Raw genomic sequence first — 26,217 nt, 5'->3', positions numbered from 1 at the left:
GGCGCAGTTGCCTGCAGGATCCAATCCGCTGATTGCACCGGACCCGTAAGTTGGTGCGGCAACCGGAGGGATTCAAACCGCAAAGAAGGAAGGTCTGCATCCGGACCAATCTGATTGGGTTCGGGACTCGTGCTTGCGCGTGTCAACTGTGCGGGCTCGACCGACCCGACCGCTTTTGCAGTCCGGTGCCTCCCTCATCCGAATCCCCGGGTCGACAGGCAATGCATCAGTCAGGACAAGTCCAGGGCCGTCTCAATGCAAACAACGCATGGCAAACACACTGTCGACGAGCCTCTTCGTGTTGGCATCGGCCAACGGACACGGCGGGTCCGCGAGGACCGGAGTGGAAAGATGATCGACCGGACAGACCCAGCGAGGGCGTGAGGCCCGCCAAGGTCTCCGAGCTCAGAGCATGTGAGCTGCCCGGCAAAGCCCATCGATTCAGCGGGTGCCGTCGTCGCATCTTGGCCCGGCAAAACGATCCCCTGGACGTGGGACGGGAGAGTTCCTTGGGACAGTGACTCCGCTCCCCTGGTCTTCTTGAAGTCCGCCTTGCGCTGTGGAACAAGCTGGCTTCGGCCGGCGCGGCGGGCGATGCAATGACACGTCGGCGGTCCCGGCGTTCGACGGGTTTTGGTTCGACCCACCTGGATTTGCAGCTCCCGGCCGCCGTGGGATGACACGTCCGGAGGGTACTTCATCGCAGGTCAAAGCTGCATCCAGGCGAGGTTCGCGGGGCCGCTCCCGGCCCGAGTTTTAGCCAGCGGCCGGTCGATGGCGCGGTGGATAGGGCGGTGGATATTGCTGTGGATAACTTTGTGGATTAGTGACTGACGGCAGCCCGCTCGGGACGCCAGATCCTTGTACGAGCTGCTGCCGTGACAACTGCCCCGAACCTCCTTTGAAGGGCCCACTGTCCGTTTCACGTGAAACATGACTATGGTGCAGCGACGATGGTCGAAACATTCGCGAAGATGTACTAAATCGCCGTTCTACGGTTAATTTTTCAGGGATATACGCTCGAAGACCTGATTGCGGGCCGGAGTTCCTCACTGGGGTCCAGGACCTATCCCCGGCACGGCGGGTGGCTGGTCAGAGGACCAGTGCCGGAGGGGCGACGGCGCTCGGCCGCTTACCAGGAAGGGCATGTGAATAATCTCTCAGCACCTGTGGATAACGGTGTGAATAACTTCTGTGGAGAAACTGGTGGATATCGAGTGAGCTCCGGATCCTATAGCCGCTGGACAGACGGGAAATGCTTGGGTTTCGGTCACCGCCGACCTCCGCCTGGTACCCAGGTCGGCGGTCGTGATGGCTCGTGGATTGACCGTCGTAAGGCCTGCACCGGTCACTACGAGAGTGGGGAATTGCGGACAGACGCCGAGGGCTCGAAGGACATCCATAGCGGGCAGCGGCGGTTGCGGCGCCTGCCGGGGCGGGGGCAGGTTCGCGGCTGGACCTGCGTGTCCTTGGTCTTGCCGCCATGGAATCGAACCTCCTGCGCCGCGACTGTCAGGGCACAGACACCAACCTTCATGAGAACAAGACTTCATGAGAGCAGGCGTGCGATCTTCTTGTCCCGCGAATGCCGAATGGACCCTACCCGGGGACACAAGAGCCGGCCCAATCCGGTCCCCTCTAGAGCAAAATGGGGAGACCAGCCGCTAACGGCACAGGAGTTTGGGCAAGCCCAATGCAGCTTGAGTGGAGCCTGAGACCGAACCGGGCCTGGGCGGAGACAGTGGGCATTGATCAGCGGGGACAAGATCATGTCGCGGGCTGAACGGTGATGGTGATTGATGAACCGATCAGCCCACGAACTCTGAACAGGCACTGCACGATTGACCTTGACCGCCGCCGGAGTGACCCTGGACAGGAACCCTGGTGAAGCGGAGCAGCGTCTCGTACAGGGGCGTAGGACGCGGACCCGAGGCTGCGACGGTCCAATTGTCGGGACTAGCCATGAATTGGACAAAGTGTCGGACCTGACCGCCAGAATCGCCTCAGAGCCGGGCCCTGTGTTTGGTCGGGTGCCCTATGGAATGCAGGACCGGTTCCGTGCGTCCCACGCCGCGCAGGGTGCGGGAACTGCGGCGGCCGTAACGGCGGCGGACGTGTTCATTCGATGACTGACTGCCGCAGCGATCCGAAATTGATCATCGGTTCGCTTTCAAATCAGACAACATAGGCCCATGGTCGTAAGCGGGCGGCCGAGAACGCCCATGAACACTCTGCCCCAAGCTCCGGCGGCTGAGCACAGGCAAGTCCCCTCGCCGGTTCCGGGGCGCACTGCACGCCGCTTCAAAGGCACCCACGTTCGCCTGTCCCCACACTCGGCGGGTCACAGAGGCCTGAAGGCTGGCGGGCGTTCCCCCGTCGGTGGCTACGGACGGGAATCTCGGGTCTGCTTCGCCGCAGACTGTTTCTGGTCCGCCGACATGTTTCACGTGAAACCAGGCGGTCTGGAGATGTTGGGACGGGATCGGATCCGGTGAACCGTGCGAAATCCGGTCTGTTGTGCGGAATTTGGGTCGGAGCCGGCGGTGCTGGTGCGAGCGTTAGGGCGAGGAACGATGGCGTTCACGGGCGCAGGCCAACGTCCCTGGGGCCGCTCAGCCAAGGTTGGGCCGGGCCTTTCCAGCAGGGAGGCGCAGACCATCAAGCGCATCTTTGCGTCCCACCGACCTCTTTTCCTGCGGAAATGGGCACGCTGAGTCGGTAACCGCAGTGGCTTATCGAAGAGTCCACTATCACTTCGCACCAAGTTGCGATTTATGGATTGCGACTAGGGGTGTTTCACGTGAAACATCGGCGCGGCGGAGGTGGGCGGAAGGAGTCGGCACTCTCGCGCCGTGCACACCCGTTTCACGTGAAACATGGGGAGCCTGGAGGTGGGCCGGGCAATTCGGCAGCTGCGACGTACACGCCTGTTTCACGTGAAACAGGGTCCGAAGCGGGCGGCCGGTGGCTACGGCCGGTCGTGACTGGCCGGCATTGATCGCCGTTCTTGGGAAACGGGGCGAATGTGTGTGTTAGAGACAGTCGATCGCAGTCCTGGCCACCCGCCGACTGGTCTACTATTTCGCCGCGGACCCGGGTGGCCCCCAACCCTCCCCGGACCCGTGGCGGACGTGCAGGAGCAGTCATGGCGTGTTGCGCTGGCAGGAGGGCGCTGCCCCTGCCCGAACTCGGGGCGGCAGCGGAGTGCGGCACCGCCCTAACGGCAGTATCGGCGGAAGCCTTCCCGTCAGAAAACCACGACCCTGGTATATGTGGGACCTCCACCGTCGACTCCCCCGCGGCGGGCCACGGGTGTACGGAGTGCATTTCGAGTCCGGACTCATCCGAAAGCCGTCCCAAACTTCATGACCCTCAGGAAGTTGGATGTTTCACGTGAAACACGTCCATTACGCGACATGGCGCATTGTGCTTCGGCGAAATTTGGGCAACCAGCCCTCGGCCTACACGCAGGCAACGCAAATCGACCGTGATGTTCTAGTAGGAAACCGCTGTGTCTACGCACAGGTTCACATCGCGCACCGAACTGATAAGTGGGGGTGCAGCGATCATCATGTTTCACGTGAAACAAGAGGGTGGCGTCCCCTAAGCAACGGCCAAACACCTTCCGTGACTGTCAGCACGAATAGCAGTTCGCCGGCCGAGGGATGGCCCATTTCACAAGCCGGCGGCGGCCAGGGGAATTCTCAGCCAGCAGAACAAAAAACCACTCCGATAGACAGCCACCCAAGGTTGCAATACCGGTTATGGCAGATTTAGGGGCTGTCCGCCTAGTCCTACTCCCCGATCGTGGGCCGTGAAGCACAACAAAAAAGTGGCCCCCGCCAGAAGCGGGGGCCACTTTCGGTCAGCCTAGGACAAGACGTCCGCAAATTCCTTCTCGAAGAACTGCTTGGGCCGGGCGCCGATCACGGTGCCCTTGACCTCGCCGCCCTGGAACAGGTACACGGCAGGGATGGAGGTGATGCCGTACTCGGCAGCGATGGCCGGGTTGTCGTCAACGTTCACCTTGACCACATCAACCTTCTCGCCGTACTCGACCGAAATCTCGTCAAGAATCGGACCGAGCTTGCGGCAGGGGCCGCACCATTCGGCCCAGAAATCGACAATGACGGGCTTCTCGGAGGCCAGTACATCAGTGCTGAAGCTGGCGTCCGTTACGTCTTTTGCGTTGCTCATAACCTTTGTCTCTCTTCCGTTGGTTGCTGCGCGCCGGTTAGGCGTGGAAATCTGCGAGGTAGTGCTCGACGTCGAGGGCGGCCACGCACCCGGAACCGGAGGCCGTGATGGCCTGGCGGTAGGTCGGATCAATGACGTCGCCGGCAGCGAAGACGCCCTGGACGCTGGTCTTCGAGGTGCGGCCGTCCACGGCGATGGTTCCCTCTGCGGTCAGCTCGAGTTTGCCCTTGACCAGATCGGTGCGGGGATCGTTGCCGATTGCCACGAATACTCCGGTTACGGCCAGTTCGGATTCCGTGCCGTCCACCAGGTTCTTCAACCGCAATGCGGTGACTTTGTCCTGTCCCAACACGTCTTCCACACCGGTGTTCCACACAAAGTTGATCTTCTCGTGGGCCAAGGCGCGGTCAGCCATGATCTTTGAAGCGCGGAGGGCATCGCGGCGGTGGACCACCGTGACGGACTTGGCGAACTTGGTGAGGAACAGGGCCTCTTCCATGGCGGAGTCGCCGCCGCCAATGACGGCAATGTCTTGATCCTTGAAGAAGAAACCGTCGCAGGTTGCACACCAGCTCACACCGTGGCCCGAAAGCCTCTTCTCGTTCGGCAAGCCGAGCTCGCGGTAGGCCGAACCGGTGGAAAGAATGATGGAACGGGCCTTGAAGGTCTCCCCCGTGCCGATGGTGACGGTCTTGACGTCGCCGTCGAGGTCCAAATCGGTGACGTCCTCAAACTGGATCTCCGTGCCGAAACGGGCAGCCTGCTTCTCGAAGTTCTCCATCAGGTCCGGGCCCATGATGCCGTCGGGGAATCCTGGGTAGTTCTCCACGTCCGTAGTGTTCATCAGTTCGCCGCCGGCCGTAACCGAGCCTGCCAGGAGCAGCGGCTTCAGGTTCGCGCGCGCCGTGTACACCGCTGCGGTGTAGCCCGCCGGGCCGGAGCCGACGATGATGACATCACGTACTTCGGAGGCAGTGTTTTCTGCGTTGCTCACTGAACGGTGAACCTCTTCCTTTGTCGATGCGCCCGCCTCGATGGCCGGCCACATGGCACAACTATTGCCGGGCATTGAATATTCCGGCCGAAATGGGCGTCACGGAGCAACACCACTACTCAGGGTACCGGTTTGCCGGGGCCGGGGCCGGAGACGGCCCAGGATTACCGGCCATCCGGCGGGCACGGCCTCCGCTGCACGACAGCCGCCTGAGGGCGCAGCGGCAGCCTTAGAGCGCAGCCGCAGCCTTACAGCGCAGCCGCCGCCTTGGGGCGCAGCGGCAGCCGCGCAGGGCCGCTACTGGACTTTGATTTCGGCCAGGCGCAGGCCGTACCCATAGCGGGTCTTGGGTGCGGCCAGCTTCGGAAGCTTCTTGATGGACACGATCACGTACTGCGCCGTGACGGGTTCAGACAGCGGCATGGTCAGGTCCGGTGACGTAAAGCTGTTGCTGCCAATCTGCTTTGCACCGTCCAGGGTCGGCTTGTCATTGGTGAAGACGCTGATGTTGCCACCGGAGGCCCCCAACTGGCTCAGAGTGACGGAAGAGACCTTGGAAGGGTCCTTCAGCTTGACCACGAGCGGAACTTCGGAGGCGAGTCCGCCCCAGTCGTCCGTCGCGAATTCCATGTCTGACCAGAAGCTCGCGCCGTTGCCGTCAAAAGTCTTGACGAGGTCGGAGTCGTAATTTCCGGCGAAATCGAAGTTGCCGAGTCGCGTCACGTCTTCGATGACGGGCGGTCCGGCCGCCGGCGCCTCGGTGGCGGTCGACGACGGCTGCGCGGTGGACGGTTCCGGTGCGCTGGAGGAGGCGGAGGTTGCGGCGTTGGTCTGCGGGCTGCTCTTGAAGAGGCTGCCAAGGTTGGTGACCGCGAAGATCAGGCCGACCACCAGCACGGCAGCCAGGAGCCCGCCCACCAGCCAGCGCATGGAACGCGGCTCCCGGTTGGGCTCGTCCTCGTCTTCGTACTCGTACTCGTCCTCATCCTGGTCGACGGCGGCACGGGCGGAGGCGGGGAAGTTGCCCGGAGCCCGATCCGCCGAGTCGAAGCCGGCAGCAGCCACTCCGGCAGCCGCGGCTGCGCCGCCGTGGTGCTCTCCGCCGCGGTGATCGTCACCGGTGTAGTCGTCGTCGGACCACAAGGAAACTTTTGGTGCCGCGGCGGTTGCCGGCTGCTGCGCTGCCGGTTCGGCCTGGCGGGGCGAGCCGTTCTGGACGGGCTGCGGCGCCGTTGAATGCGCCGCCGTCTCCTGCGGTGCGGTTGTGGGTGCCCTGGCGGCCGCCGCGGCTGCTGCCGCGGCAGCAGGAGCGGAAGCGGGCCGCGACGGTACTCCCGCGGGGGGCGGTGCCGGAGAAGCCGGCGGCTGTGCGTTTGTGCCCTGGGCCTGGCCATAGTTGATGTACCCGGCGTCGACTTCCTCGTCGTCGTAAAGTCCGTCGTAGGTTTCGGGTTCGTGGGAGCGGGCCTGCCCAAAGATCTCGCTGCCCAGCGTGTCCGTGAAGAAGGGTTCGACGTACGGCGGGTTGGAAGAGACCACAAGATCCAGCAGATCCGCCGCCGAGGTGTGGTTGGTGATCAGGTACGTGGTGGCGTCGCTGACGCCAAGATCGAGGATCTGCACGTTGCCGGGACGTTCGCCCGTGGCCACTTCACGGGCGCTCTGGGCCACCTGGTCGGCGTTGCCCGGGCCTGCGACGAGGATGCTCACGGGGCGGTTGAGCACCTGGTCCACACCGTCCAGCACCAGATCCTGGTCATGTGAGGTCAGTACGGTGGCAGTGACCTTGTAGCGGCCACCGAGTACTGATCCGACATCGATCGGGTGGGACACGGGCTCCTCCTAGACTGTCCGGGACCTGCCGACGTGGTCACTCCGAGAGCGACCGTGTGCCCTCCGGTAAGCCGGTTGACCGCTGGTCCGCAACTTCCCTTGTTAGTCTTCGATCCTAGCCGATGCTCTGTCCAGGCCGCGTGAGCACGGCAGTTCGAAACGGAGCCGGGATCATTTTTTCTTTTTCCCGCCAAACGGGAAGTAGGGGTTGTGGCCGGCCGGCCCCTGGTAGGTGCGGCGGCCCGGCAGGGGAACATCGCCCTTGCCCAAGCCGCCCTGCGCGGTGCTGGGGAGGTCTTCTGCCGGCAGGTAACCGCCCTCCGGGCCCGCGGGACGGCCGTAAGGGAACGAGTCCTCTTCCCTGATGTCGGGACCGGCACGGAACGACTCGGCGTCGAACTCGCCGGAAATTCGCGGAATCAGGCCCGTATCCACCGAGACGGTGGCCCGCTCCGGTGCCCTCCGGACCTCCGCCGCGCCGCCTGCCTGCGCCCCCGTGCCGGGCCCTGCGGCGGTGCTGCGCCGGAGCCGCCCAAGCAGCGGCTGCAGGAGGTCCTGCAGCTCGGTGACCCGGAAGAGCTTCAGCAGCAGGAAATAGGCGGCCAGCATGACGGGACCGACGACGACGATTGTCACCAGGGCGGCGGTCCGGTCGCTCCAGGCGTAGCCGTCCGGGTTGTAGCTGCCCAGCAGCCACAACGCCACAGCTCCGGCGAGGGCGGAACCCAGGGCCGCATACCCCATGCGGATGTAGGAGCTGGCGATGCGGGGCCCGTCGAGGTGGCCCAGGAGCCGGCGCAGGAAGGTCGCGCTGACGATCACGGAAAGGATGTTGCCGGCCGTGTAGAGGATCGCGATGGCGAAGATGATCTGATCGAACGGCAGGAACTGGATCGCGAACGCGGCCGACAGGTTGACCAGCGCCAGGACCAGCTGGATGAAGAACGGCGTCCGTGCGTCCTCATTGGCGTAGAACACCCGCGACATCATGAAGTTGGCGCTCATGAACGGGGTGCTGAGGGCCAGGATCGTGAGGGTTTGGGCCAGCATGACGCCGTCCAGGCGATTGTTGCCGGAGAAGAACATGCCCAGCGGTCCGGCCAGCGCGAAGAGCGCCAGCGCGCCGAAGACGGTTGCCACGGCCATGGTCCGCAGCCCGTGGGAGAGCGCGTTTCGCAGGGCGGCCCGGTCACCGTCCTGGGACGCCCGGGTCATCCGGTTGAACAGCACGGTGGCCAGGGACAGGGCAATGATGGAGTGCGGCAGCAGGTACAGCTGGCTGGCCACCTCCAGCACCGCGTTGCCCGGAATGAAGGCTGCCGCGGGATCCCCGGCCTGCTGGAGGCGGAGCCGTTCCGCGCCCGGGATCGTCGCGATGCGCATGACGTAAAGGAAGGCGAACTGCCCGACGGCGGCTGTCGCCAGGGTCCAGACGCTCAGCTTCGCGGCATGGCCCAGACCGACCCCGCGCCAGCCGAAGCGCGGCCGCAGCCCCAGCCGGAGCCTGAACACGGGGATGAGCAGCACGGCGGTCTGGGTGACGACGCCGATTGTGGAGAACCCGGCGACGAGGATGGTCTGGAACGGGCCCCAGTTGTCGATCGTGTGCGGGTTGGTGGCGTTGGCCCCCATGATGCCGATGAACATGCCCAGCCCGGCGATCGCCACGACGTTGTTGATGATTGGCGCCCACATCGCGGGTCCAAAGGCCCCGTGGGCGTTGAGGACCTGGGTCAGCAGGGCGTACAGGCCGTAGAAGAAGATCTGCGGAAGGCACCAGAACGCGAACGACACCGCGAGGGCCTTCTGCTGCGGCGAGTAGCCCTGGGTGGTCAGTTGAATGACTGACGGCGCCAGCAGCGTGACCAGCAGCGTGAGAACGAGCAGCACCAGCACCGCCAGCGTCAGCAGCCGGCTGATGTAGTCCGCTCCCTTGTCCGGCGCCTTGCTGGCTTTGATGATCTGCGGCACCAGAACAGCATTGAACACCCCGCCGGCCACGAGCAGGAAGATCAGGTTGGGAAGGTTGTTGGCGTTGATGAAAGTGTCGTTGACCGTCGAGCCCAGGCCCAGGGCGGCGGCCAGCATCCAGGTCTTGGCGAAGCCCAGGAAACGCGAAACGAGGGTTCCGGCGGCCATGACGGCGCTGGAACGGGCTTCTCCGGATTGGGCAGCTTTGGAATCGGCGGGGCCGGAGGGTACGGGGGCGGGTTTGGCTGATGACATCGTCTTCATCGTCTCACCCGCGCGGGGCATTAGTCGCTATCCGTGGACGTGACCGGTCGCACCGGCGGCCTTCAGCGGTCTTCCGGCAGGACTTCTTTGGCCAGATCCGCGATGCGGCGTTCGTTGGGGAAGGACAGCTTGCGCGCCAGCTCCTGGATCGGAACCCACGCGACGTCCACGGCTTCTTTGTCCGGATCGTTTTCGATGGTGAGTTCCCCGCCGGTGGCCCGCAACAGGTAGTGGTGCACGGTCTTGTGGACGCGGTGCCCGCTCACGGTGAACCAGTAGTCGATGCTTCCCAGCGGTGCCAGGATCCTGCCTTCGATCCCGGTTTCCTCGGCGATCTCGCGGACCGCGGCTTCCTCGTTGCTTTCCTTGCCTTCCGGGTGGCCCTTCGGCAGGCACCATTCGAGACGTCCGCCGCGGTTAAGGCGCGCGATGATCGCTACCCGCAGGTCGGCGTCGGACATGTCCACCACGACGCCGCCGGCGGAGATTTCCTCCACGGTGGGCAGGGAGGCCTGGCCCGTGTGCTGGACAGGCGCGACGTTGGCACCTATTGCCGACGGCAACGGTGCGTTTGTCCTCCTGCCGGGAGCGCTCGGTACGGGATGGGCCATGAGGTCCACTCTAACGACTCTTGCCCGCTGTTGATGACCTAAACATGGCCGGAAAGTAGACGGCCGGGAAAGTCGGCCCGCGCCGGTTCGTGCGCAATCGTGACGAACCCGCCGGATCCTTGCGGGTTCCGGTGTGGTGCTGGCGCGGTTTTCTGACAAGCTTAAGTAACTATGGCGCACGCACATCACAAGACTGACTCCCACACCGTTTCTTTCCAGGTGGATCCGGTGGTTCTGGAGCTCGGGCAGCGCTTCGTCGACGCCGGCCACGAGCTGTCCCTCGTGGGCGGGCCGGTCCGTGACCTTTTTCTTGGCCGGGTCTCGCCCGACCTGGACTTCACCACTGACGCCACTCCGGACCAGACGGTTGCCCTGATCAAGAAATGGGCGGACAACTACTGGGAGATCGGGCGCGCCTTCGGCACCATCGGGATGCGCAAGGACGACTTCCAGATCGAAATCACCACCTACCGGGCCGACGCCTACGATCCGGAGTCCCGCAAGCCGATAGTGGCCTTCGGAACATCCCTGACGGATGACCTGTTGCGGCGGGACTTCACCATCAATGCCATGGCCCTGCGGCTGCCCATGCTGGAGCTCGTCGATCCTTTCGGCGGCGTCCGCGACCTGCACGCCTCGATCCTCAATACGCCCGGGCCGCCGGAAACGTCCTTCTCCGACGACCCCCTGCGCATGATGCGCGCCGCGAGGTTCGCGGCCCAACTGGGGGTGTCGCTGCACGCAGACGTCCGCGAGGCCATGGTCCGGATGGCTGAACGGATCAGCATCATCTCGGCCGAACGCGTGCGCGATGAACTGATCAAGCTCATCTGCGCCGCGCAGCCGCGGGCCGGCGTGGACCTGCTGGTCGATACCGGACTCGCGGACCTGGTGCTGCCGGAAGTCTCGGCCCTGCGCCTGGAATCCGATGAACACCACCGCCACAAGGACGTCTACCAGCACTCGCTGCAGGTCCTGGAACAGGCAGCAGCGCTGGAGTCGAAGGCGGACGGCCCGGTTCCCGGCCCGGACTTCGTGTTGCGGTTCGCCGCCCTCATGCACGACGTCGGCAAGCCGGCCACGCGCCGCTTTGAACCGGGCGGCGCAGTGAGCTTCCGCCACCACGACATGGTGGGCGCCAAGCTGACCGCCAAGCGCATGAAGGCGCTGCGCTTCGACAACGACACCATCAAGGCCGTGGCCAGGCTTGTGGAGCTGCACATGCGCTTTTACGGCTACGGTGAGGCCGGCTGGAGCGATTCCGCGGTCCGCCGCTACATCACCGACGCCGGTCCCCTCCTGGAGCGCCTGCACCGGCTCACCCGCTCCGACGTCACCACCCGGAACCAGCGCAAGGCGGACCGGCTGTCCTTCGCCTACGACGACCTCGAGGACAGGATCGCGGCGCTGCGGGAGCAGGAGTCCCTCGACGCCGTCCGCCCGGACCTGGACGGCGGCCGGATTATGGCGCTGCTTGGTCTCAAGCCCGGTCCCGTGGTGGGCCGCGCCTACAAATTCCTGCTGGAAGAACGCATGGAGCACGGCCCGCTCGATCCCGCCGTCGCCGAATCCCGCCTGCGGGACTGGTGGGCGGCACAGCCCGAGGCGGCGCCCGCCGGCGCCGAACTCTCCACCACTGAGGAGTCCTAAGTGATTGCACCATCCAACGGCCCCCGCCCCCAACTGTGGATCCTGCGGCACGGTGAAACAGAGTGGTCCAAGAGCGGGCAATACACCGGTCTCACGGACATGCCCCTCACGGTGGAAGGCGAGCAGCAGGCCGTGGAGGCGCGCAGGGTGCTCGAGACCGTCGACTTCGACCTCGTACTGACCTCACCCCTGCGCCGCGCCCGCCGGACCGCCGAACTCGCCGGCTACCCCGACGCCCAGTTGGAGCCGCTGGCGGTGGAGTGGGACTACGGCGACTACGAGGGCATCAGCTCGGACCTCATCCGCAAGGACAACCCCGAATACCTGATCTGGACGCACGGCGTGCCCAATGGTGAAGCGCTCGACGACGTCGCCGCCCGCGCGGACAAGATCGTGGCCCGGGTGCTCGAATCGGGCCTGGACAATGTGCTGATCGTCGCGCACGGGCATTTCTCCCGCATCCTGACCGCCCGGTGGCTCGGATTGGACCCCCGCGAGGGCCGGCATTTCGTGTTGGGGACCGCCAAAGTCTGCACACTGGGATGGGATAAGAAGACACCGGCAATCGTGCGCTGGGGACTCTAAAACCGGTTTTTAAAACAAAGTTAAAAAAAGTTTATGAATTCGGTAGGCAACTGCCGCATTCGTAGTGTATTTTTATTTCTGACCCCAAGGCGACTTGCCGGGGTCACGGCGCGCGTCGCCCGGCCTGTCAGCCGGAGCCACGGCAGAACAGAAAAGGAGGTTGGGAAAATGATGATTACTTTGACTAGCGGATGGATGTACTCCACCACCGCCAACCCGGCCTCGTTCGCTGACCCGCGCCCAAATGTCGGACTGACTGTTTCCTGACCGCTTTCCCGTCCCAGGCAATGCAGCCTGGGGCCCGCGGCAGTTGGCCTTCCATGGCGGAAAGCCCAATGACGGCAGCCTGAACAGGCGGAACCACGCGGTTGCGCAGCCTCCCCATAGTTCGGAACCCAGCTTCTTGTTGGGGTTTCGGCGCTACCGCGTCCAGGGGCCATTCTCCATCGAATAACTTTTTCCTATCCGGAATTCCGGCCTAATTAAGGCCAGGGATTTTCGGGCTAATTGCCACGCCCGGAACCGGTTATTCGAATTCCCTGCATCCAGCGCTCTATTTGTCGCGCCCAAAATACGGCGGCCCGTTTCATCCGCCCATTCCTGCTGCCTCCTGTTCGCCCCATTGAACCAAGGCGGCTCAATCCCCACCAACGAAAGGTCCCTGTGACTACCGCAACCACCGCTCCTGCCCACCGCACAGCCCTGCCCGCCACCAGGGCGCGCCGATCGAGTCCCCGAGGGGAGGTAAGAACCATGATGAACAAGCTCTATACGGTCCTGTTCCGAAAGCTGAGCCGCAGGGAGTCGACACGCTTCAACGGCCAACTCCTGGACCAAAGGCGGGACGACACGTTCCTCGCCATGCATCAGGCCGGCCTGATTCGCTGACGCCCGATCTGCTGACGGCCGGACATTTCCGCCACCGGCGCATGGACTAGTCCCGTGCAGGGGCGGAGCCCGTTGCCGGCAGGACTGTCCGCAGCGAAGGAGGACCTGATGACTGACATTGGAACCGATCCCAGGGAGCCCGTGCGTCGCCGCACGGGCTCCCCCTTTTAAGCATCCCTTCGTGGCCAGCCGTTGTGGCGGCTCCGATACGACGTGCCAGCGAAGACCGCGGCGCGGCACGGGTCAATGTCCCCCGGTAAGCTCAAGGTCATGCAGGAGACAAAGCCGCCGGAGCGCAAACGGGTCCGATTGGTCATCCCGAGCCGCAGCGACCCTTTTCTCCGAAACTTCACGGAACTGGTAGGCGGTCCCTTGGGCCACCGCTCGGCGCCCGGGATCGTTTCGCCGGGATTCTTTACGGTGGATCGTGTTCTGGTCATCCTCACTGTCCTCGCCGCCCTGGCCGGGATTCTGCTCAAGAACTTCTGCCGCACCAACGGCTGGGAAACACCCGGGCAGTTCTACGCCACGTGCTACTCGGACTTTCCGGAGCTGTTCCGCAACCGCGGCCTCGGCGATGGCGCCTTCCCCTTCATTACCCCGGGAAGCCTCTTCGAGTACCCCGTGCTGATGGGGTTGATTGCGGGTGCCACCGCACTTCTGGTGCCCGGCGCCGGCACCGACGATCCCCGCGTCCTTGGCTACTTCGACGTCAACGCCACCCTGATCGCCGCCGTCTGGATCATCACCGTGCTGGCCACGGCACGGACGAACCGCCGGCGGTCCTGGGACGCGGCGATGGTTGCCCTCGCCCCCGGCATTGTCCTGGCGGGCGTCATTAACTGGGACATGTGGGCCGTGTGCATGCTGGCTCTTGGCATGTACTTCTTTGCGCGGAACAAGCTCGTCCTCGCCGGGATCTTCATCGGCCTGGGCACGGCCACCAAGCTCTACCCGCTGTTGATCCTCGGCGCCGTCCTGCTGCTGGCGCTCCGGAGCGGGCGCATCCGGGCGCTGCTGATCACGGCCGGTGCCGCAACCGCGGCCTGGCTGGCGGTCAACGTCCCGGCAGCCGCGGCAAATCCGGACGGCTGGAAGTACTTCTACCAGTTCACGCAGGAGCGGCCGGCGGGCTACAGCTCGCCCTGGTTCGCCTACAACCTGGTGGCCGCCCGGCTGGGCTGGAATCCGCTTGAGGCCGCGGCCATCAACTCCCTGGCACTGGACCTGTTTCTCCTGGCCTGCATCCTGATTGCGGTCCTGGCACTGACGGCACCCCGCCGGCCGAGGATCGCGCAGCTGGCGTTCCTGATCGTGGCCGCGTTCATCCTGACCAACAAGGTGTACTCCCCCCAGTTCGTGTTGTGGCTGATCCCCCTGATCGCCCTTGCCCGGCCCCGCTGGCGTGACTTCGTCATCTGGCAAGCCATCGAAGCGCTGCACTGGGGCGCCATCTGGATGTACCTCGGGCAGGCAACCAGCGGCGGCTCGACCCAGCACAACATCGACATGCCCTACTACGTCCTGGCCGTGGTTGCCCACATGCTCGCCACCGCGTACCTGATGGCCCGTGTCGCCTGGGACATCTGGGATCCGTCCAGCGACGTGATCCGCCGCCACCGCATCGATGATCCGCATGGCGGCCCCTTCGACGGTGCCCCGGACTGGCTGCGGATTGATCTGCGCCGGCCCGCGGCGTCCCTGGTGCCGTGGCGGAAGCGTGCCGTGGCGGAAAGCCACAGCGCATGACTGACGTCGCCGTCGTCGGTTCCGGCCCCAACGGGCTGGCCGCGGCGGTGACCATGGCGCGGGCCGGACTCAAAGTCCACGTGTTCGAGGCGGCCGCCACACCCGGCGGCGGACTGCGCACCGCCGAACTGATGGAACCGGGCCACTTCCACGACGTCTGTTCGGCCGTGCACCCCATGGTTCTGGCCTCACCCTTTTTCCGCCGGTTCGAGCTGTCCAGGCGCGTGCCCCTGGAGGTGCCCGAGCTCTCGTACGGATCCCCGCTCGACGGCGGCCGCGCGGCGCTGGCCTACCGTTCCCTGGACCGCACCGTTGCGGAACTCGGGAGGGACGGCGCCGCCTACCGCCAGCTCATGGCGCCCCTCGTGCGGCGGGTGGAGGGCGTCGCGGACCTCACCCTGAACCAGCTGCTGCGGATTCCGGCAGATCCCCTGGCCGCCGCCGCGTTCGGCCTCCGGGCGCTCGAACAAGGCTCGCCGCTGTGGAATGCGAGGTTCAGCCAGGACCTGGCTCCCGCACTGCTGAGCGGCGTCGCCGCGCATGCCGTGGCGCCGCTGCCCTCGATCACCGCCGCCGGCGCCGGGCTGATGCTGGGCGCCCTGGGCCATGCCGGCGGCTGGCCGGTTCCGCGCGGCGGATCGGCCGCGATTGCCCGGGCGCTGACCGCTGACATCGAGGCCCATGGCGGGGTGGTCGAGACCGGCAGGCGGATCACATCGCTCGCGGAGCTGCCGCCGGCCCGGGCCACGCTGCTGGATGTGGCACCCCCCGCGCTGCTGCACCTGGCGGAGGGCCGGCTCCCGTCGCGCTATAGGAGCGCCCTGGCGTCGTTCCGCTTCGGGAACGCTTCCTGCAAGGTCGATTTCATCCTCTCCGGACCGGTGCCGTGGGCGGCGGACGGCCTCGCCGATGCCGGGACGGTGCACGTGGGCGGCACCCGGGCGGAAACCGCCGAAGCGGAACGCCTGGTCGCCTCGGGACGGCATCCGGACCGGCCCTACGTGCTGGTATCCCAGCCCTCGCGTTTTGATGCCGGCCGCGCGCCGGCCGGCCGGCACATCCTGTGGACCTATTGCCACGTTCCGGCCGGTTCCACCGTGGACATGAGCGATGCGGTCATGGCGCAACTGGAGCGCTTCGCGCCCGGGTTCCGGGATGTGGTGGTGCAGTTCAAGGTGACCACGGCCGCAGGGCTGGCGGCGTACGACGAGAACTTCGTCGGTGGGGACTTCGGCGCAGGCCGCATGGACCTTTGGGGCATGTTGCGGCGGCCGGTGCTGAGCCCGGTGCCCTGGCGGACGCCGCTGCCAGGGGTGTACTTGTGCTCGTCGTCGACCCCGCCCGGTCCCGGCGTCACCGGGATGCCCGGCTTCCACGCCGCCCGGCATGCCCTCAAGGACATGTTCGGTCTCGGCGTCCCGGACCTCGGATACCGGGTCCCCTAGCCGCTAGCCCCGACGCGGCGCCGCAACGGCCGCCGTCGCCGCCCTGGCGGACAGCCGGCCGTCGCGCATGCTCGCGACGGCGTCGGTGAGCGGCACGAAATCGGTGTCGTGGGTGACCATGACCGTTGCCACGCTGAACTCGTCGGTGACCTGCCGCAGCAGCCGGACGATTGCTTCGCTGCGCTGGTGGTCAAGGGCTGCCGTCGGCTCGTCCACCAGCAGCACGGCAGGGTTGCCCATGAGTGCCCGGGCAATGTTGACGCGCTGGCGCTGGCCGCCGGAGAGCTGGTGCGGCCGCTTCGCCAGGGCATGCCCGAGACCGACAAGGTCCAGCAGAGCCGCGGCGCGTTCCCCGGCCGCCCGCGCCGTCCCGCCGCGCAGGCGCTGGGTGATCACGAGCTGCTCCACCGCGGTGAGGGAGGGCAGGAGGTTGGGCTGCTGGAAGATGATGCCGATCTTGTCCCGCCGCAGTGCGGTGCGGCCGGAGTCGGGCAATCCGCCGGCGTCCTCGCCGTCGACCACCACCAGGCCGGCGGAGGGCCGGACCAGGGTGGCGGCGACGGCCAGCAGGGACGACTTGCCGGACCCCGAGGGGCCGATCAGGGACACGAATTCGCCTGCGTTCACCTTGAGGCTCACGGAATCCAGGGCCTTAAGGGTGCCGTCTCCGTCCGGGTACTCCAGGGTGACGTTGACGAGGTTCAGGGCGGTGTTGTTCAGGGTTGAATTCACGAGATATGCCTTTCTAGGAATATATGAGGCGGGCCGGGGCTGCTCAGTTGCCGCCGAGGGCGATGAGCGGATCGACGCGGGCCACGCTGCGGACCGCGAGGGCTGCCCCGGCCAGGCCCAGGAGCACGATTCCGGCGACGGGCAGCAGCGTTGTCCAGGGCGTGAGGAGGAACGGTGCCGCCTGCGACGCGAGGACTCCACCGGCCACACCGGCCAGCCCGCCGGCCACCGCGCCGGCCAGCAGGACCAGGGCCGCCTGCGCCATGGCGTCCCGGAGGATGTAGCGGGCGGACCCGCCCAGTGCCTTCAGAACGGCGATGTCCCGGGTGCGCTGGACCGTCCAGACCGTCAGGAAGGCAACAATCACGAGGGCTGAGATGCCGTAGAGAAAGGCCTGCATGAGCAGCAGCGAGCCGTTCTCGCTCTTGTAGGAGCCGAGGGCCTGGAAAGACCCGTCGATCGTGGTGCTGACGGTTCCCGCGGCGGTATTGGCGGCACCGAGATCCACCCCTGTACCGGACGTGGAGTCGAATGTCACGGCCAGCACCGTCGCGGCGTCCGCGTCTTGGATATGGGCCAGCTTCTGCCAGTCGGCCAGCGTGGTCCACACGACGCCGGTGTGGGAATACCACTGCTCCGGCACGACTGCCGTCACCACGAGGTCGGCGCCGCCCACCGAGGCGTGGCTGCCGATGCTGAGCTCCAGGTCCTCCGCCAGTCCGGCTCCGACGGCGATGGTTCCCTCTGCCAGCGGGGCGGGAGCCAGGCCTGCGCCGGGCTCGGTGCCGAAGACCGCAACGCTTGCCGTGTGTGCCGGCACGCCTCCGGCGCCGAGTGCCTGGAAGCGGCTCTGGCTGATCCCAACGGCGTCGGCGCGGGCGACGCCGTCGCGCGCCGACCACAGGCCCTGTTGGGCGCGCGTGACCTCGGATTCGGTAAACGAGGCCTTGGCTGCGCTCCCGGCCGGGGCGCCGAAGACCAGCTGGTCGGCCGGGAGGGCGGCGAGGGCCGACGTCGACTGGTTTCCGAGGCCGGCCGTCAGTCCGGAAAGCATGACGAGCAGGAGGGTAATGAGGGCGACGACCGCACCCATCAGGGCGAACCGTCCCTTGGCAAAGCGGATATCGCGGATGGCGAGATACATGGTGTCCTTCGTGGTGTCGTTTGAGGCGCTTGTGGCGTTGCTTCCAGCCTTCCTTCCGCCGGGCTCCAGGGCATCGGCCGCCCGGTTGGACCGCCGGCACCGGTCGGACGGCCCTGCGATCAACCAAAAGGTTGATTCCGCCGGGGGCGGGCCGTTTTCCGCAGGAGCCCCGCCGCACCGGCACTACGCTGGAAGCATGGAGGGCGACGCCGGCAACACGGTCCACAACGGCACAGGACCCAAGGGCGCTGGGCATGCCGGCGCACCGGCGCCGGGCACGGAGCCCACCGGGGCGGCCGTCATTCTGCGCGTCCTTCGCGTGAGCCTGCACGTCGGCTTTGCGGTGCTGCTCCTGGTGGCGCTGCTCCGGCTCCTGGCCGGCGGCATCACGGGCCAGGAGTGGATCACCCTGCTGCTGGCCGTGCTGCTCGCCGCGTTCTACCTCGCGGGCACCGTGCTGGAGAAACGGCACGCCGCCCGCCGGACCCGGTTCGATCCGCGGCCCTACTCGGCCTGGTGGCTGGGCGGCGTCTGCCTCCTCTGGCTGCTGCTGGTCTGGGCCAGTGCCGACTTCGTCTGGCTGGCCTTCCCGCTGTTCTTCCTGCAGTTGCACGTGCTCCGGCGCCGGCTGGCGCTGCCGGCGATCGCACTGAGCACAGTGTTTGTCATTGCGGCGCTCTGGTTCCACAACGGCGGTACCGCGTCTCCCGATCTGGCCAGTGCGGATCCGGCCAGCGTGGGGCTGCAGCTGCCCATGGTGCTCGGGCCCGTTTTCGGCGCAGCCTTCGCTGTGGTCACCGGGCTGGCCTACCGGGCACTGTTCCTGGAGGCGGAAAACCAGCGGCTGGCGGCCGAAGAGCTCCGCCGCACCCGTGCCGAACTCGCCCGGACCCAGCACAATGCCGGCACCCTGGCCGAGCGGACCCGGCTGGCCCGGGAAATCCATGACACCCTCGCCCAGGGCTTGTCCAGCATTGTGCTGATGGGGCGCGCGGCCGAGAAGGCCCTGGACGACGGCGAACCCGCCGTGGCACGGGACAGGCTCCGCATTGTCCGGGACACGGCCGCCGCCAACCTGGCAGAGGCCCGCAACTTCGTCCGGGCCCTGCAGTCCCCCGATCTTGAGGACGGCTCCCTCGTGGCCGGACTTCTCCGGCTGTGCGAAACGACCGAAGCGGAGACCGCGGCGCGGGGTGCCGGGCTGCGGTGCCGCCTCGACGTCGAAGGCGTGCCGGTGGAACTCCCCGGCGCCCACCAGACGGTCCTGCTCCGGGCCGCGCAGGCGAGCCTGGCCAACGTGCGGGCACATGCGCAGGCGGGCACCGCCGTCGTCACCCTTTCCTTCCTGGGCCCGGACGTGGCCATGGACATCTACGACGACGGCGCCGGATTCGACCCGTTGGCCTTGCCGGCCCGTCCGGACGGGTCCGGCTATGGTCTGACGTCGCTGCGGGACCGCGTGGCCGCCCTCCACGGGCAGCTGGACATCGAGTCTGCCCCGGGTGAGGGAACCGTGGTGGCCATCCGGCTGCCACTGGGCCAAGCGCCCGGTTCCAACGCCGCGCCGGCGCCGGCCCGCGGGGACCGGAAATGAACAACATCCGGGTGTTCCTGGTGGACGACCACCCGGTGGTCCGGGCCGGTCTGCGGGCAATGCTGGGTGATCTGGAGGGCATCACAGTGGTGGCCGAGGCCGCCGACGGCGCCGCCGCGCTGGCCGGGCTGGCCAGGCTCCACACCCAGGGCGAGCCCGCGGACGTGGTGCTCATGGACCTGCAGATGGGCGCCGGCATGGACGGCGTCACCGCCACCGGCCGGATCAAGGCAGGAGAGGCCGGCGAGCCGGCGCCGCCGGTGCTCATCCTGACCACCTATGACTCCGACGCCGACATCCTGGCCGCCGTCGAGGCCGGCGCCAGCGGCTACATGCTCAAGGATGCCCCGCCCGAGCAGATCCGCCAGGCGGTGCTCTCTGCCGCGGCGGGCGGCACCGCGCTGGCCCCCGAGGTCGCGGCCCGGCTGATGGGCCGGATCAGGAATCCGGAGCCCGCCCTGTCAGCCCGCGAGGTCCAGCTGCTCGGATTGCTGGCCACCGGGATGGGAAACCGGGCGATCGCGAAGCAGCTGTTCATTTCCGAGGCCACGGTCAAGACGCACCTGGTGCACATCTACGGCAAACTCGGCGTGGACAACCGCACCGCCGCGATCGCCGTGGCAGCGCAGCGCAGGATCATCCGGCGGCCCTAGGCGTTCCCGGCGGGCAGGTGACGGTGTTATGTGACAACAGAATTGTCGGTGGCCCGGGGCATAATGGGCGCCATGGGGAACTCATCAAAACTTGCACTGGCCCTTGTGGGCCTTGTTCTTGGCGGCTCGCTGGTCGCCTGCGGCGACGGCCGTGAGGGCGCCGAAAGCGCTGCCAAACAGCTCGCCTCCGCGGTGTCCGCGCTCGACGTCGGATCCGTCGCCTTTGAGGGCAAGGACTCCGGTGCCGCCAACGACCAGCTCAAGGAAATATTCAAGGGGCTTGACCCGGCCCGGCCTGCAGTGGACAGCGGCCAACTGACGCTGGAGTCCGATAAGGCCACGGTCCCGCTCAACTACCGCTGGAAGATCGGCTCCGAAGAGTGGAAGTACACCACCTTCGCCGAATTCAAGAAGTCCGGCGACAAATGGCTGACGGTCTGGAACCCGGCCACCCTGGTCCCCGAACTGGCCGAAGGCGAGCTCGTCGGCTCGGCAACCCATTCGCCGTCGCGCGCCGACATCCTGGGCGCCGGCGGGGTCCCGCTGGTCACGTACCGGCCCGTGGTCAATGTTGGCATCGACAAGCCGGCGCTCGGCGGTGCAGACGCCGCCGATTCCGCCACCAAGCTTGCCCAACTGGTGGGGGTCGACCCTGCGGCGTACGGCCAGCAGGTCGCGGCGGCCGGCCCCGAGGCGTTCGTTGCCGCCATCACTTTGCGTGAAGAAGGACGGACCATCACCGACGCTCAGATCGGTGAGATTCCCGGCGCCCGTGCCATCCGCGACTCCCTTCCGCTGGCACCAAACCGCACCTTCGCCCGCGCCCTGCTGGGCACGGCAGCGGAGGCGAATGCAGAACAGATCGAAAAATCGAACGGCGCACTCAAAGCAGGGGACACCACGGGCACCGGTGGCCTGCAACAGCAATACGACGCGCAGCTTCGCGGCAGCGACGGCATTCAGGTCTTCGCCGAGAAGGCAGGCCTCACCGCCGCAGAGAAGCAGGCTCTGCCCAACGCGGGACGCCGCGTACTTTTTCAGACTGAGATAAAGGAAGGCACCCCGCTGAAAACCACCCTGGACCCGAAGCTGCAGCAGCTTGCGGAAGACGTCCTCGGCAAGGTGGGCCCGGCGTCGGCGATTGTGGCGATCCGGCCCTCCAGCGGCGCCGTCCTGGCGGCCGCCTCCGGGCCGGGCAGCAACGGCTACGACACCGCGATGCTGGGACAGTATGCCCCTGGATCGATCTTCAAGATGGTCGATTCCCTGGCCATGTTCCGCAACGGCATGACGCCCGACTCCAAGGTGGACTGCCCGCCCACCCTCACGGTGGACGGCCGCACCTTCAAGAACGCCGAGGGATACCCTGAGTCCTCCCTGGGGTCCGTGACGCTGCGCGACGCGTTTGCGCACTCCTGCAACACCGCGTTCATCAACGCCCGCGACACCGTCACCCAGGCACAGCTCGAATCCGCCGCGACCTCCCTGGGCGTGGCAGTTGAAGCACCTGCGCTCGGCGCGGCCGCATTCCTCGGCTCCGTCCCCGGGGATGCCGAAGGAACCGAACATGCCGCCTCCATGATCGGCCAGGGCAAAGTGCTCCTGTCCCCCCTGGCCGCCGCCGTCATGGCCGGCTCGGTTGCCAAGGGAGCCCCGGTGGCCGCCCAGCTGGTATTGAATCCGAACGAGGGCGACAGTCCCCCAGATGCCCAGGGCGCCGCCCCCACAGGAACGGCTACAGCCGGCACGTCGCCGGCTGCCCCGGCCTCCGGTGACGCGACGCCGTCGGCCCCCGCACCGGCCACGGCCGTCGAAAAGCCGGTAACTGCAGCGGAAGCCGCGGCACTGGCTGACATGATGCGGGCCGTCGTCACCAGCGGTCATGCCGGGTTCCTGGCCTCCGTCCCGGGCGAGCCCGTCGGGGCCAAGACCGGAACGGCCGAGTTCGGCAACGACACCCCGCCCAAGACGCACGCCTGGATCGTGGCCGTGCACGGTGACCTCGCCGTCGCCGTGTTCGTCGAGGACGGCGGACTCGGGGCCACCACGTCCGGGCCGCTGCTCAAGGAGTTCCTGACCCGGGCCGGCTGAGCGGACGCTTTCCCGGCCGTGGGAAGATTGAACGCGTGGCTCATATTGACGTATCCGGCATCGACTACTTCCTCTCCGACGGCACCCAGCTGCTCAACGGGGTGACCTTCAAGGTCCCGGACGGCACCAAGACAGCGCTGATCGGGCCCAACGGGACCGGCAAGACCACGCTGTTCCGGATCATTTCCGGCGATCTCGTCCCGGACGAAGGCGTGATCGGCCGGTCCGGCAACATGGGCATCATGCGCCAGTTCGTGGGCCAGGTCCGGGACGAGTCCACGGTCCGCGACCTGCTGGTCTCCGCCGCCCCGCCTGCCCTGGCCGCCGCCGCGCGGGCCGTCGACGAGGCAGAGCTCGCCATGCTGGAGCATGACGACGAGCCCACCCAAATGGCCTATGCCCAGGCGATCGTGGACTGGGGGGATGCCGGCGGCTACGACGTCGAAACCGTCTGGGACGAGGTCTGCATGGCCGCCCTCGGCCTGCCCTTCGACCGGGCACAGCACCGCCCGGCGTCGAGCCTCTCCGGCGGCGAGCAGAAGCGGCTGGTCCTCGAGGCCCTCTTCGCCGGCCCCGACGAACTGCTGCTCCTGGACGAGCCGGACAACTACCTCGATGTTCCGGGCAAGCGCTGGCTCGAGGCCAAACTGAATGATTCGAAGAAGACCGTGTTCTTCATCAGCCACGACCGTGAACTGCTCAACAACGCCGCAGGCCGAATCGTCACCCTGGAACCGGGCATCAACGGCGCCGGCGCCTGGATCCACGGCGGCGGCTTCGGGTCCTACGTGGACGCCCGGGCCGACCGGAACGCGCGCTTCGAGGAACTGCGCAAGCGCTGGGACGAGGAGCACGTCAAGCTCAAGGAACTCGTCAACATGTACAAGAACAAGGCCGCGTTCCGTTCCGACATGGCCAACCGCTATCACGCGGCGCAGACCCGGCTCGCGAAGTTCCTCGAGGCCGGCCCGCCCGAGGCCCTTCCCATCGAACAGAACGTGCAGATGCGGCTCAAGGGCGGGCGCACCGCCAAGCGCGCCGTCGTGGCCGAGAAGCTGGAACTGACCGGCCTGATGAAGCCGTTCTCCACCGAAATCTGGTTCGGCGACCGGGTGGGCGTCCTGGGTTCCAACGGGTCGGGCAAGAGCCACTTCCTGCGCCTGCTCGCCACCGGCGGCACGGATCCCGAGCGGGAGCACCTGCCGGTGTCCGACGTCGAGATCGCCGAGGTGCCGCACGAGGGCACCGTGAAACTCGGCGCCCGGATCCGGCCCGGATTCTTCGCCCAGACCCACGTCCGGCCCGACCTGCTGGGTAAGACCCTGCTCGAAATCCTGCACCGGGGCGACGAGCACCGCTCGGGCATGGGCCGCGAAGCCGCCGCCGGGGCCCTCGACGGCTACGGGCTGGCGGCGCAGTCCGAGCAGAAGTACGAATCCCTTTCCGGCGGCCAGCAGGCGCGGTTCCAGATCCTGCTGCTGCAGCTCTCCGGCGCTACGCTGCTGCTGCTCGACGAGCCCACGGACAACCTGGACCTGCACTCGGCCGAGGCCCTGGAACGGGCGATCGACCACTTCGAGGGCACCGTCCTGGCCGTCACCCACGACCGCTGGTTCGCCCGAACCTTCGACCGCTTCCTGGTTTTCGGCTCCGACGGCAGGGTCTACGAGTCCGCCGAACCGGTCTGGGACGAAAAGCGCGTCGAGCGCGCCCGCTAGAGCCATCGCGGGGTCCACTAAGCAACGCGGGGTCAGATACAGCCCATTCCGGGGGCGGTTATGGGCGCTAAGTGACCCCGCGTTGCTATTTGAAACGCGCAACAAATGATTAAATGATCACCAACCGCTAGCATTTGAGCATGAACACTGATGAGCGGCACCGCCTGATCGGCGGACTGCTGCGCGACCGGGAGCACGTGACGGTGGACGATCTGACGGCCGCCTGCGGCGCCTCCGGCGCCACCATCCGCCGTGACCTCGACATCCTGGCCCTGCACGGCGTGTTGCGGAGGGTCCACGGCGGAGCCAGAAGCCTGGTTTTCGGCGGCGAAAACCCGCACTACGGGCAGCGCGAACTCGAGGACCACACCGCCAAGATGCGGATCGCCGCCGGGGTGGCGGCCATGCTCGCGGACCGTGGACACGTCTGGCTGGACAGCGGCACCACCGCCACGGAGATCGCCCGCCAGTTGCGCCAGCGTGAGATGACGATCATGCCGATGTCGCTGCGGTCCGTCACCGCGCTGTCCGCGGACGACGGTCCGGCCGGGCGCCGCCCCGAACTCCTGATGCCCGGCGGCAGCCTCGTCCCCGGCGAACTTTCCTTCCGAGGACCGATGACGGAATCCAACATCCGCTCGCTGCGCTTCGACACCGCCGTCGTCACGCCCTGCGCCCTGAACCTCAAGGACGGGCTGTTGGCCCACGACCTCGACGACGCAGCAGTCAAACGCGCCGGCCTCGAATCCGCCGCCCGGGTGATCGTCGCCTGTGCCGCCGCCAAATGGAACGCCACCGCCGTCGCCCTCGTCGCATCCCTGGACGCCGTGGATGCCATCGTGACCGACCGGCAGCTCAGCCCTGAAGAACTTGACCAACTCGCCCAGCACTCGGTGGAAGCAGTGATCGTATGACCAGTACCGCAACCGTCCCGCAACTCAAGGCTGCCACCGGGGCGACTTTCCTTGTCTTCGGGATCAACGGATTAGTTTTCGCCAGCTGGGCAGCCCGCATCCCGGCCGTGACGGAGATCCTGCAGATCACCGCGGGCCAGATGGGAACCCTGCTGCTGTGCGTCGCGGTCGGTTCGCTGATCGCCCTGCCGACGGCCGGGTTCGTCGTCGGCCGGATCGGCACCGCCAACACCGTCCGCAGCGCCGGACTCGTGGCCGCGGCGGCCGGTGTCGGCGTCGCGCTCTCACTGATGGCGGCCTCCATCCCGGGGACTGCCATCGCCTTGTTCTTCTTCGGGATAGGCGTCGGGCTGTGGGATGTTTCGCAGAACATTGAAGGTGCCGACGTCGAACACCGGCTCGGGCGCACCATCATGCCGCAGTTCCACGCGGCCTTCAGCGGCGGCGCGTTCGTCGGTGCCCTGATCGGCGCCGGATTATCCACCCTGGGGGTCGGGCTCCCGGAGCACCTGCTGGTCATAGCCGCCGTTGTCGCCGTCCTGACCACTGTGGCCCCCCGGTATTTCCTGCCCCATCGGCCTGCCGAAGCGCCCGCCGCGGGGGACGCGGACCGGGGCAACTCCGGTTCGGCCTGGCGGGACGGGCGCACGCTGCTGATCGGCGTCGTCGTCCTCGGCGCCACCCTGACCGAAGGCGCCGGCAACGACTGGATTGCCAAGGCCGCGGTTGACGGCCTGGGCGCCGAACAGTCCACGGGGGCGCTGCTGTTCGCCGCGTTCGTGCTGGCCATGACCGCCATGCGCTTCTTTGGTGGCCGTGCGATCGACGTCTACGGCCGTGTTGCCGTGCTGCGGGCCAGCATGGCGGCGGCAACTGCGGGCCTCTGCCTCTTCGTGTTCGCCGGCAACATCTGGCTGGCCGCCGCCGGTGCCGTGCTCTGGGGCGTGGGGGCAGCACTCGCGTTCCCGATCGGGATGTCCGCCGCCGCGGACGACCCCAGGAAGGCGGCGGCCCGGGTGTCCGTGGTGTCCACGCTGGGCTACATTGCCTTCCTCGCCGGGCCGCCCCTGTTGGGCTACCTGGGGGATGTCACCGGTGTCAGGACCGCCCTGCTGGCGATCGGGATTCCGATTGTGGTGGCCCTGGTCCTCGCCGGAGCCGCGAAGCCGCTGCCCGCGAGGTAG

General features: G+C 66.9%; 18 protein-coding genes. 11 read left to right on the top strand and 7 right to left on the bottom strand.

Features of this window, described 5'->3' with window-relative positions:
• Positions 1-3,870: 3,870 nt before the first annotated feature.
• The 5 genes from trxA to AC1D1A_RS06730 form a co-directional block, all read right to left on the bottom strand.
• The gene (gene trxA / locus AC1D1A_RS06750) at positions 3,871-4,197 is read right to left on the bottom strand and encodes a thioredoxin (RefSeq protein ID WP_223914875.1); all 327 of its coding nucleotides are present in this window, start codon (positions 4,195-4,197) and stop codon (positions 3,871-3,873) included.
• A 37-nt stretch (positions 4,198-4,234) separates the two neighbouring features.
• Positions 4,235-5,191 carry a thioredoxin-disulfide reductase gene (trxB, locus tag AC1D1A_RS06745; protein WP_028277980.1) on the bottom strand — a complete coding sequence of 319 codons (957 nt, stop codon included), beginning with the start codon at positions 5,189-5,191 and terminating at the stop codon, positions 4,235-4,237.
• 297 nt (positions 5,192-5,488) lie between these two features.
• The gene (locus tag AC1D1A_RS06740) at positions 5,489-7,024 is read right to left on the bottom strand and encodes an ABC transporter substrate-binding protein (protein WP_476850702.1); all 1,536 of its coding nucleotides are present in this window, start codon (positions 7,022-7,024) and stop codon (positions 5,489-5,491) included.
• Positions 7,025-7,195: 171 nt separating this feature from the next.
• Positions 7,196-9,259, bottom strand: coding sequence for a murein biosynthesis integral membrane protein MurJ (gene murJ / locus AC1D1A_RS06735; RefSeq protein ID WP_476947384.1), 2,064 nt, complete (start codon positions 9,257-9,259; stop codon positions 7,196-7,198).
• Between the two features lie 62 nt (positions 9,260-9,321).
• A complete protein-coding gene (locus tag AC1D1A_RS06730; RefSeq protein WP_223914878.1) occupies positions 9,322-9,870 on the bottom strand; it encodes an NUDIX hydrolase in 549 nt (182 codons plus the stop codon).
• Between the two features lie 171 nt (positions 9,871-10,041).
• Here AC1D1A_RS06730 and AC1D1A_RS06725 point away from each other — a divergent pair, with 171 nt between their 5' ends.
• From AC1D1A_RS06725 to AC1D1A_RS06705, 5 genes are all read left to right on the top strand, one after another.
• On the top strand, positions 10,042-11,520 hold the full coding sequence (locus AC1D1A_RS06725) for a CCA tRNA nucleotidyltransferase (protein WP_223914879.1): 1,479 nt from the start codon (positions 10,042-10,044) through the stop codon (positions 11,518-11,520).
• Positions 11,521-12,105: a histidine phosphatase family protein gene (locus AC1D1A_RS06720; RefSeq protein WP_028277661.1), complete on the top strand. Its 585-nt coding sequence runs from the start codon at positions 11,521-11,523 to the stop codon at positions 12,103-12,105.
• A gap of 753 nt (positions 12,106-12,858) precedes the next feature.
• A complete protein-coding gene (locus tag AC1D1A_RS06715; protein WP_263407439.1) occupies positions 12,859-12,993 on the top strand; it encodes a hypothetical protein in 135 nt (44 codons plus the stop codon).
• A 270-nt stretch (positions 12,994-13,263) separates the two neighbouring features.
• Positions 13,264-14,742: a glycosyltransferase family 87 protein gene (locus AC1D1A_RS06710; RefSeq protein WP_476850699.1), complete on the top strand. Its 1,479-nt coding sequence runs from the start codon at positions 13,264-13,266 to the stop codon at positions 14,740-14,742.
• The gene (locus tag AC1D1A_RS06705) at positions 14,739-16,187 is read left to right on the top strand and encodes a phytoene desaturase family protein (protein WP_476947383.1); all 1,449 of its coding nucleotides are present in this window, start codon (positions 14,739-14,741) and stop codon (positions 16,185-16,187) included. The genes AC1D1A_RS06710 and AC1D1A_RS06705 overlap by 4 nt, the downstream gene beginning before the upstream one ends.
• Positions 16,188-16,190: 3 nt before the next feature.
• On the opposite strand, the gene AC1D1A_RS06700 is transcribed toward AC1D1A_RS06705, so the two are convergent.
• Entirely contained in the window at positions 16,191-16,919 is a 729-nt protein-coding gene (locus AC1D1A_RS06700) for an ABC transporter ATP-binding protein (RefSeq protein ID WP_476947382.1), read from the bottom strand.
• 43 nt (positions 16,920-16,962) lie between these two features.
• Positions 16,963-18,063 (bottom strand): FtsX-like permease family protein, encoded by a 1,101-nt coding sequence (locus AC1D1A_RS06695; RefSeq protein ID WP_476947381.1) that lies wholly within the window; start codon positions 18,061-18,063, stop codon positions 16,963-16,965.
• A gap of 196 nt (positions 18,064-18,259) precedes the next feature.
• On the opposite strand from AC1D1A_RS06695, the gene AC1D1A_RS06690 reads away from it, so the two are divergent.
• The 6 genes from AC1D1A_RS06690 (at position 18,260) to AC1D1A_RS06665 (ending at position 26,217) form a co-directional block, all read left to right on the top strand.
• Positions 18,260-19,657, top strand: coding sequence for a sensor histidine kinase (locus tag AC1D1A_RS06690; RefSeq protein ID WP_476947380.1), 1,398 nt, complete (start codon positions 18,260-18,262; stop codon positions 19,655-19,657).
• A complete protein-coding gene (locus AC1D1A_RS06685) occupies positions 19,654-20,310 on the top strand; it encodes a response regulator (protein WP_476947379.1) in 657 nt (218 codons plus the stop codon). The genes AC1D1A_RS06690 and AC1D1A_RS06685 overlap by 4 nt, the downstream gene beginning before the upstream one ends.
• 72 nt (positions 20,311-20,382) lie before the next feature.
• Positions 20,383-22,401 (top strand): penicillin-binding transpeptidase domain-containing protein, encoded by a 2,019-nt coding sequence (locus AC1D1A_RS06680; protein WP_476947378.1) that lies wholly within the window; start codon positions 20,383-20,385, stop codon positions 22,399-22,401.
• 35 nt (positions 22,402-22,436) lie between these two features.
• A complete protein-coding gene (locus tag AC1D1A_RS06675; protein WP_476850693.1) occupies positions 22,437-24,119 on the top strand; it encodes an ABC-F family ATP-binding cassette domain-containing protein in 1,683 nt (560 codons plus the stop codon).
• Positions 24,120-24,259: 140 nt separating this feature from the next.
• A complete protein-coding gene (locus AC1D1A_RS06670; protein ID WP_476947377.1) occupies positions 24,260-25,033 on the top strand; it encodes a DeoR/GlpR family DNA-binding transcription regulator in 774 nt (257 codons plus the stop codon).
• The gene (locus AC1D1A_RS06665; protein WP_476947376.1) at positions 25,030-26,217 is read left to right on the top strand and encodes an MFS transporter; all 1,188 of its coding nucleotides are present in this window, start codon (positions 25,030-25,032) and stop codon (positions 26,215-26,217) included. The genes AC1D1A_RS06670 and AC1D1A_RS06665 overlap by 4 nt, the downstream gene beginning before the upstream one ends.

Source organism: Arthrobacter sp. P1_B9 (assembly GCF_056406495.1).
This window is presented reverse-complemented; position numbering and strand designations above follow the sequence as displayed.

Excerpts from the sequence above, each read along its gene's own strand:
- trxA (WP_223914875.1), bottom strand. The coding sequence starts at position 4,197 with ATGAGCAACGCAAAAGACGTAACGGACGCCAGCTTCAGCACTGATGTA.
- murJ (WP_476947384.1), bottom strand. The coding sequence starts at position 9,259 with ATGAAGACGATGTCATCAGCCAAACCCGCCCCCGTACCCTCCGGCCCC.
- AC1D1A_RS06730 (WP_223914878.1), bottom strand. The coding sequence starts at position 9,870 with ATGGCCCATCCCGTACCGAGCGCTCCCGGCAGGAGGACAAACGCACCG.
- AC1D1A_RS06725 (WP_223914879.1), top strand. The coding sequence starts at position 10,042 with ATGGCGCACGCACATCACAAGACTGACTCCCACACCGTTTCTTTCCAG.
- AC1D1A_RS06715 (WP_263407439.1), top strand. The coding sequence starts at position 12,859 with ATGATGAACAAGCTCTATACGGTCCTGTTCCGAAAGCTGAGCCGCAGG.
- AC1D1A_RS06710 (WP_476850699.1), top strand. The coding sequence starts at position 13,264 with ATGCAGGAGACAAAGCCGCCGGAGCGCAAACGGGTCCGATTGGTCATC.
- AC1D1A_RS06705 (WP_476947383.1), top strand. The coding sequence starts at position 14,739 with ATGACTGACGTCGCCGTCGTCGGTTCCGGCCCCAACGGGCTGGCCGCG.
- AC1D1A_RS06695 (WP_476947381.1), bottom strand. The coding sequence starts at position 18,063 with ATGTATCTCGCCATCCGCGATATCCGCTTTGCCAAGGGACGGTTCGCC.
- AC1D1A_RS06690 (WP_476947380.1), top strand. The coding sequence starts at position 18,260 with ATGGAGGGCGACGCCGGCAACACGGTCCACAACGGCACAGGACCCAAG.
- AC1D1A_RS06685 (WP_476947379.1), top strand. The coding sequence starts at position 19,654 with ATGAACAACATCCGGGTGTTCCTGGTGGACGACCACCCGGTGGTCCGG.
- AC1D1A_RS06680 (WP_476947378.1), top strand. The coding sequence starts at position 20,383 with ATGGGGAACTCATCAAAACTTGCACTGGCCCTTGTGGGCCTTGTTCTT.
- AC1D1A_RS06670 (WP_476947377.1), top strand. The coding sequence starts at position 24,260 with ATGAACACTGATGAGCGGCACCGCCTGATCGGCGGACTGCTGCGCGAC.
- AC1D1A_RS06665 (WP_476947376.1), top strand. The coding sequence starts at position 25,030 with ATGACCAGTACCGCAACCGTCCCGCAACTCAAGGCTGCCACCGGGGCG.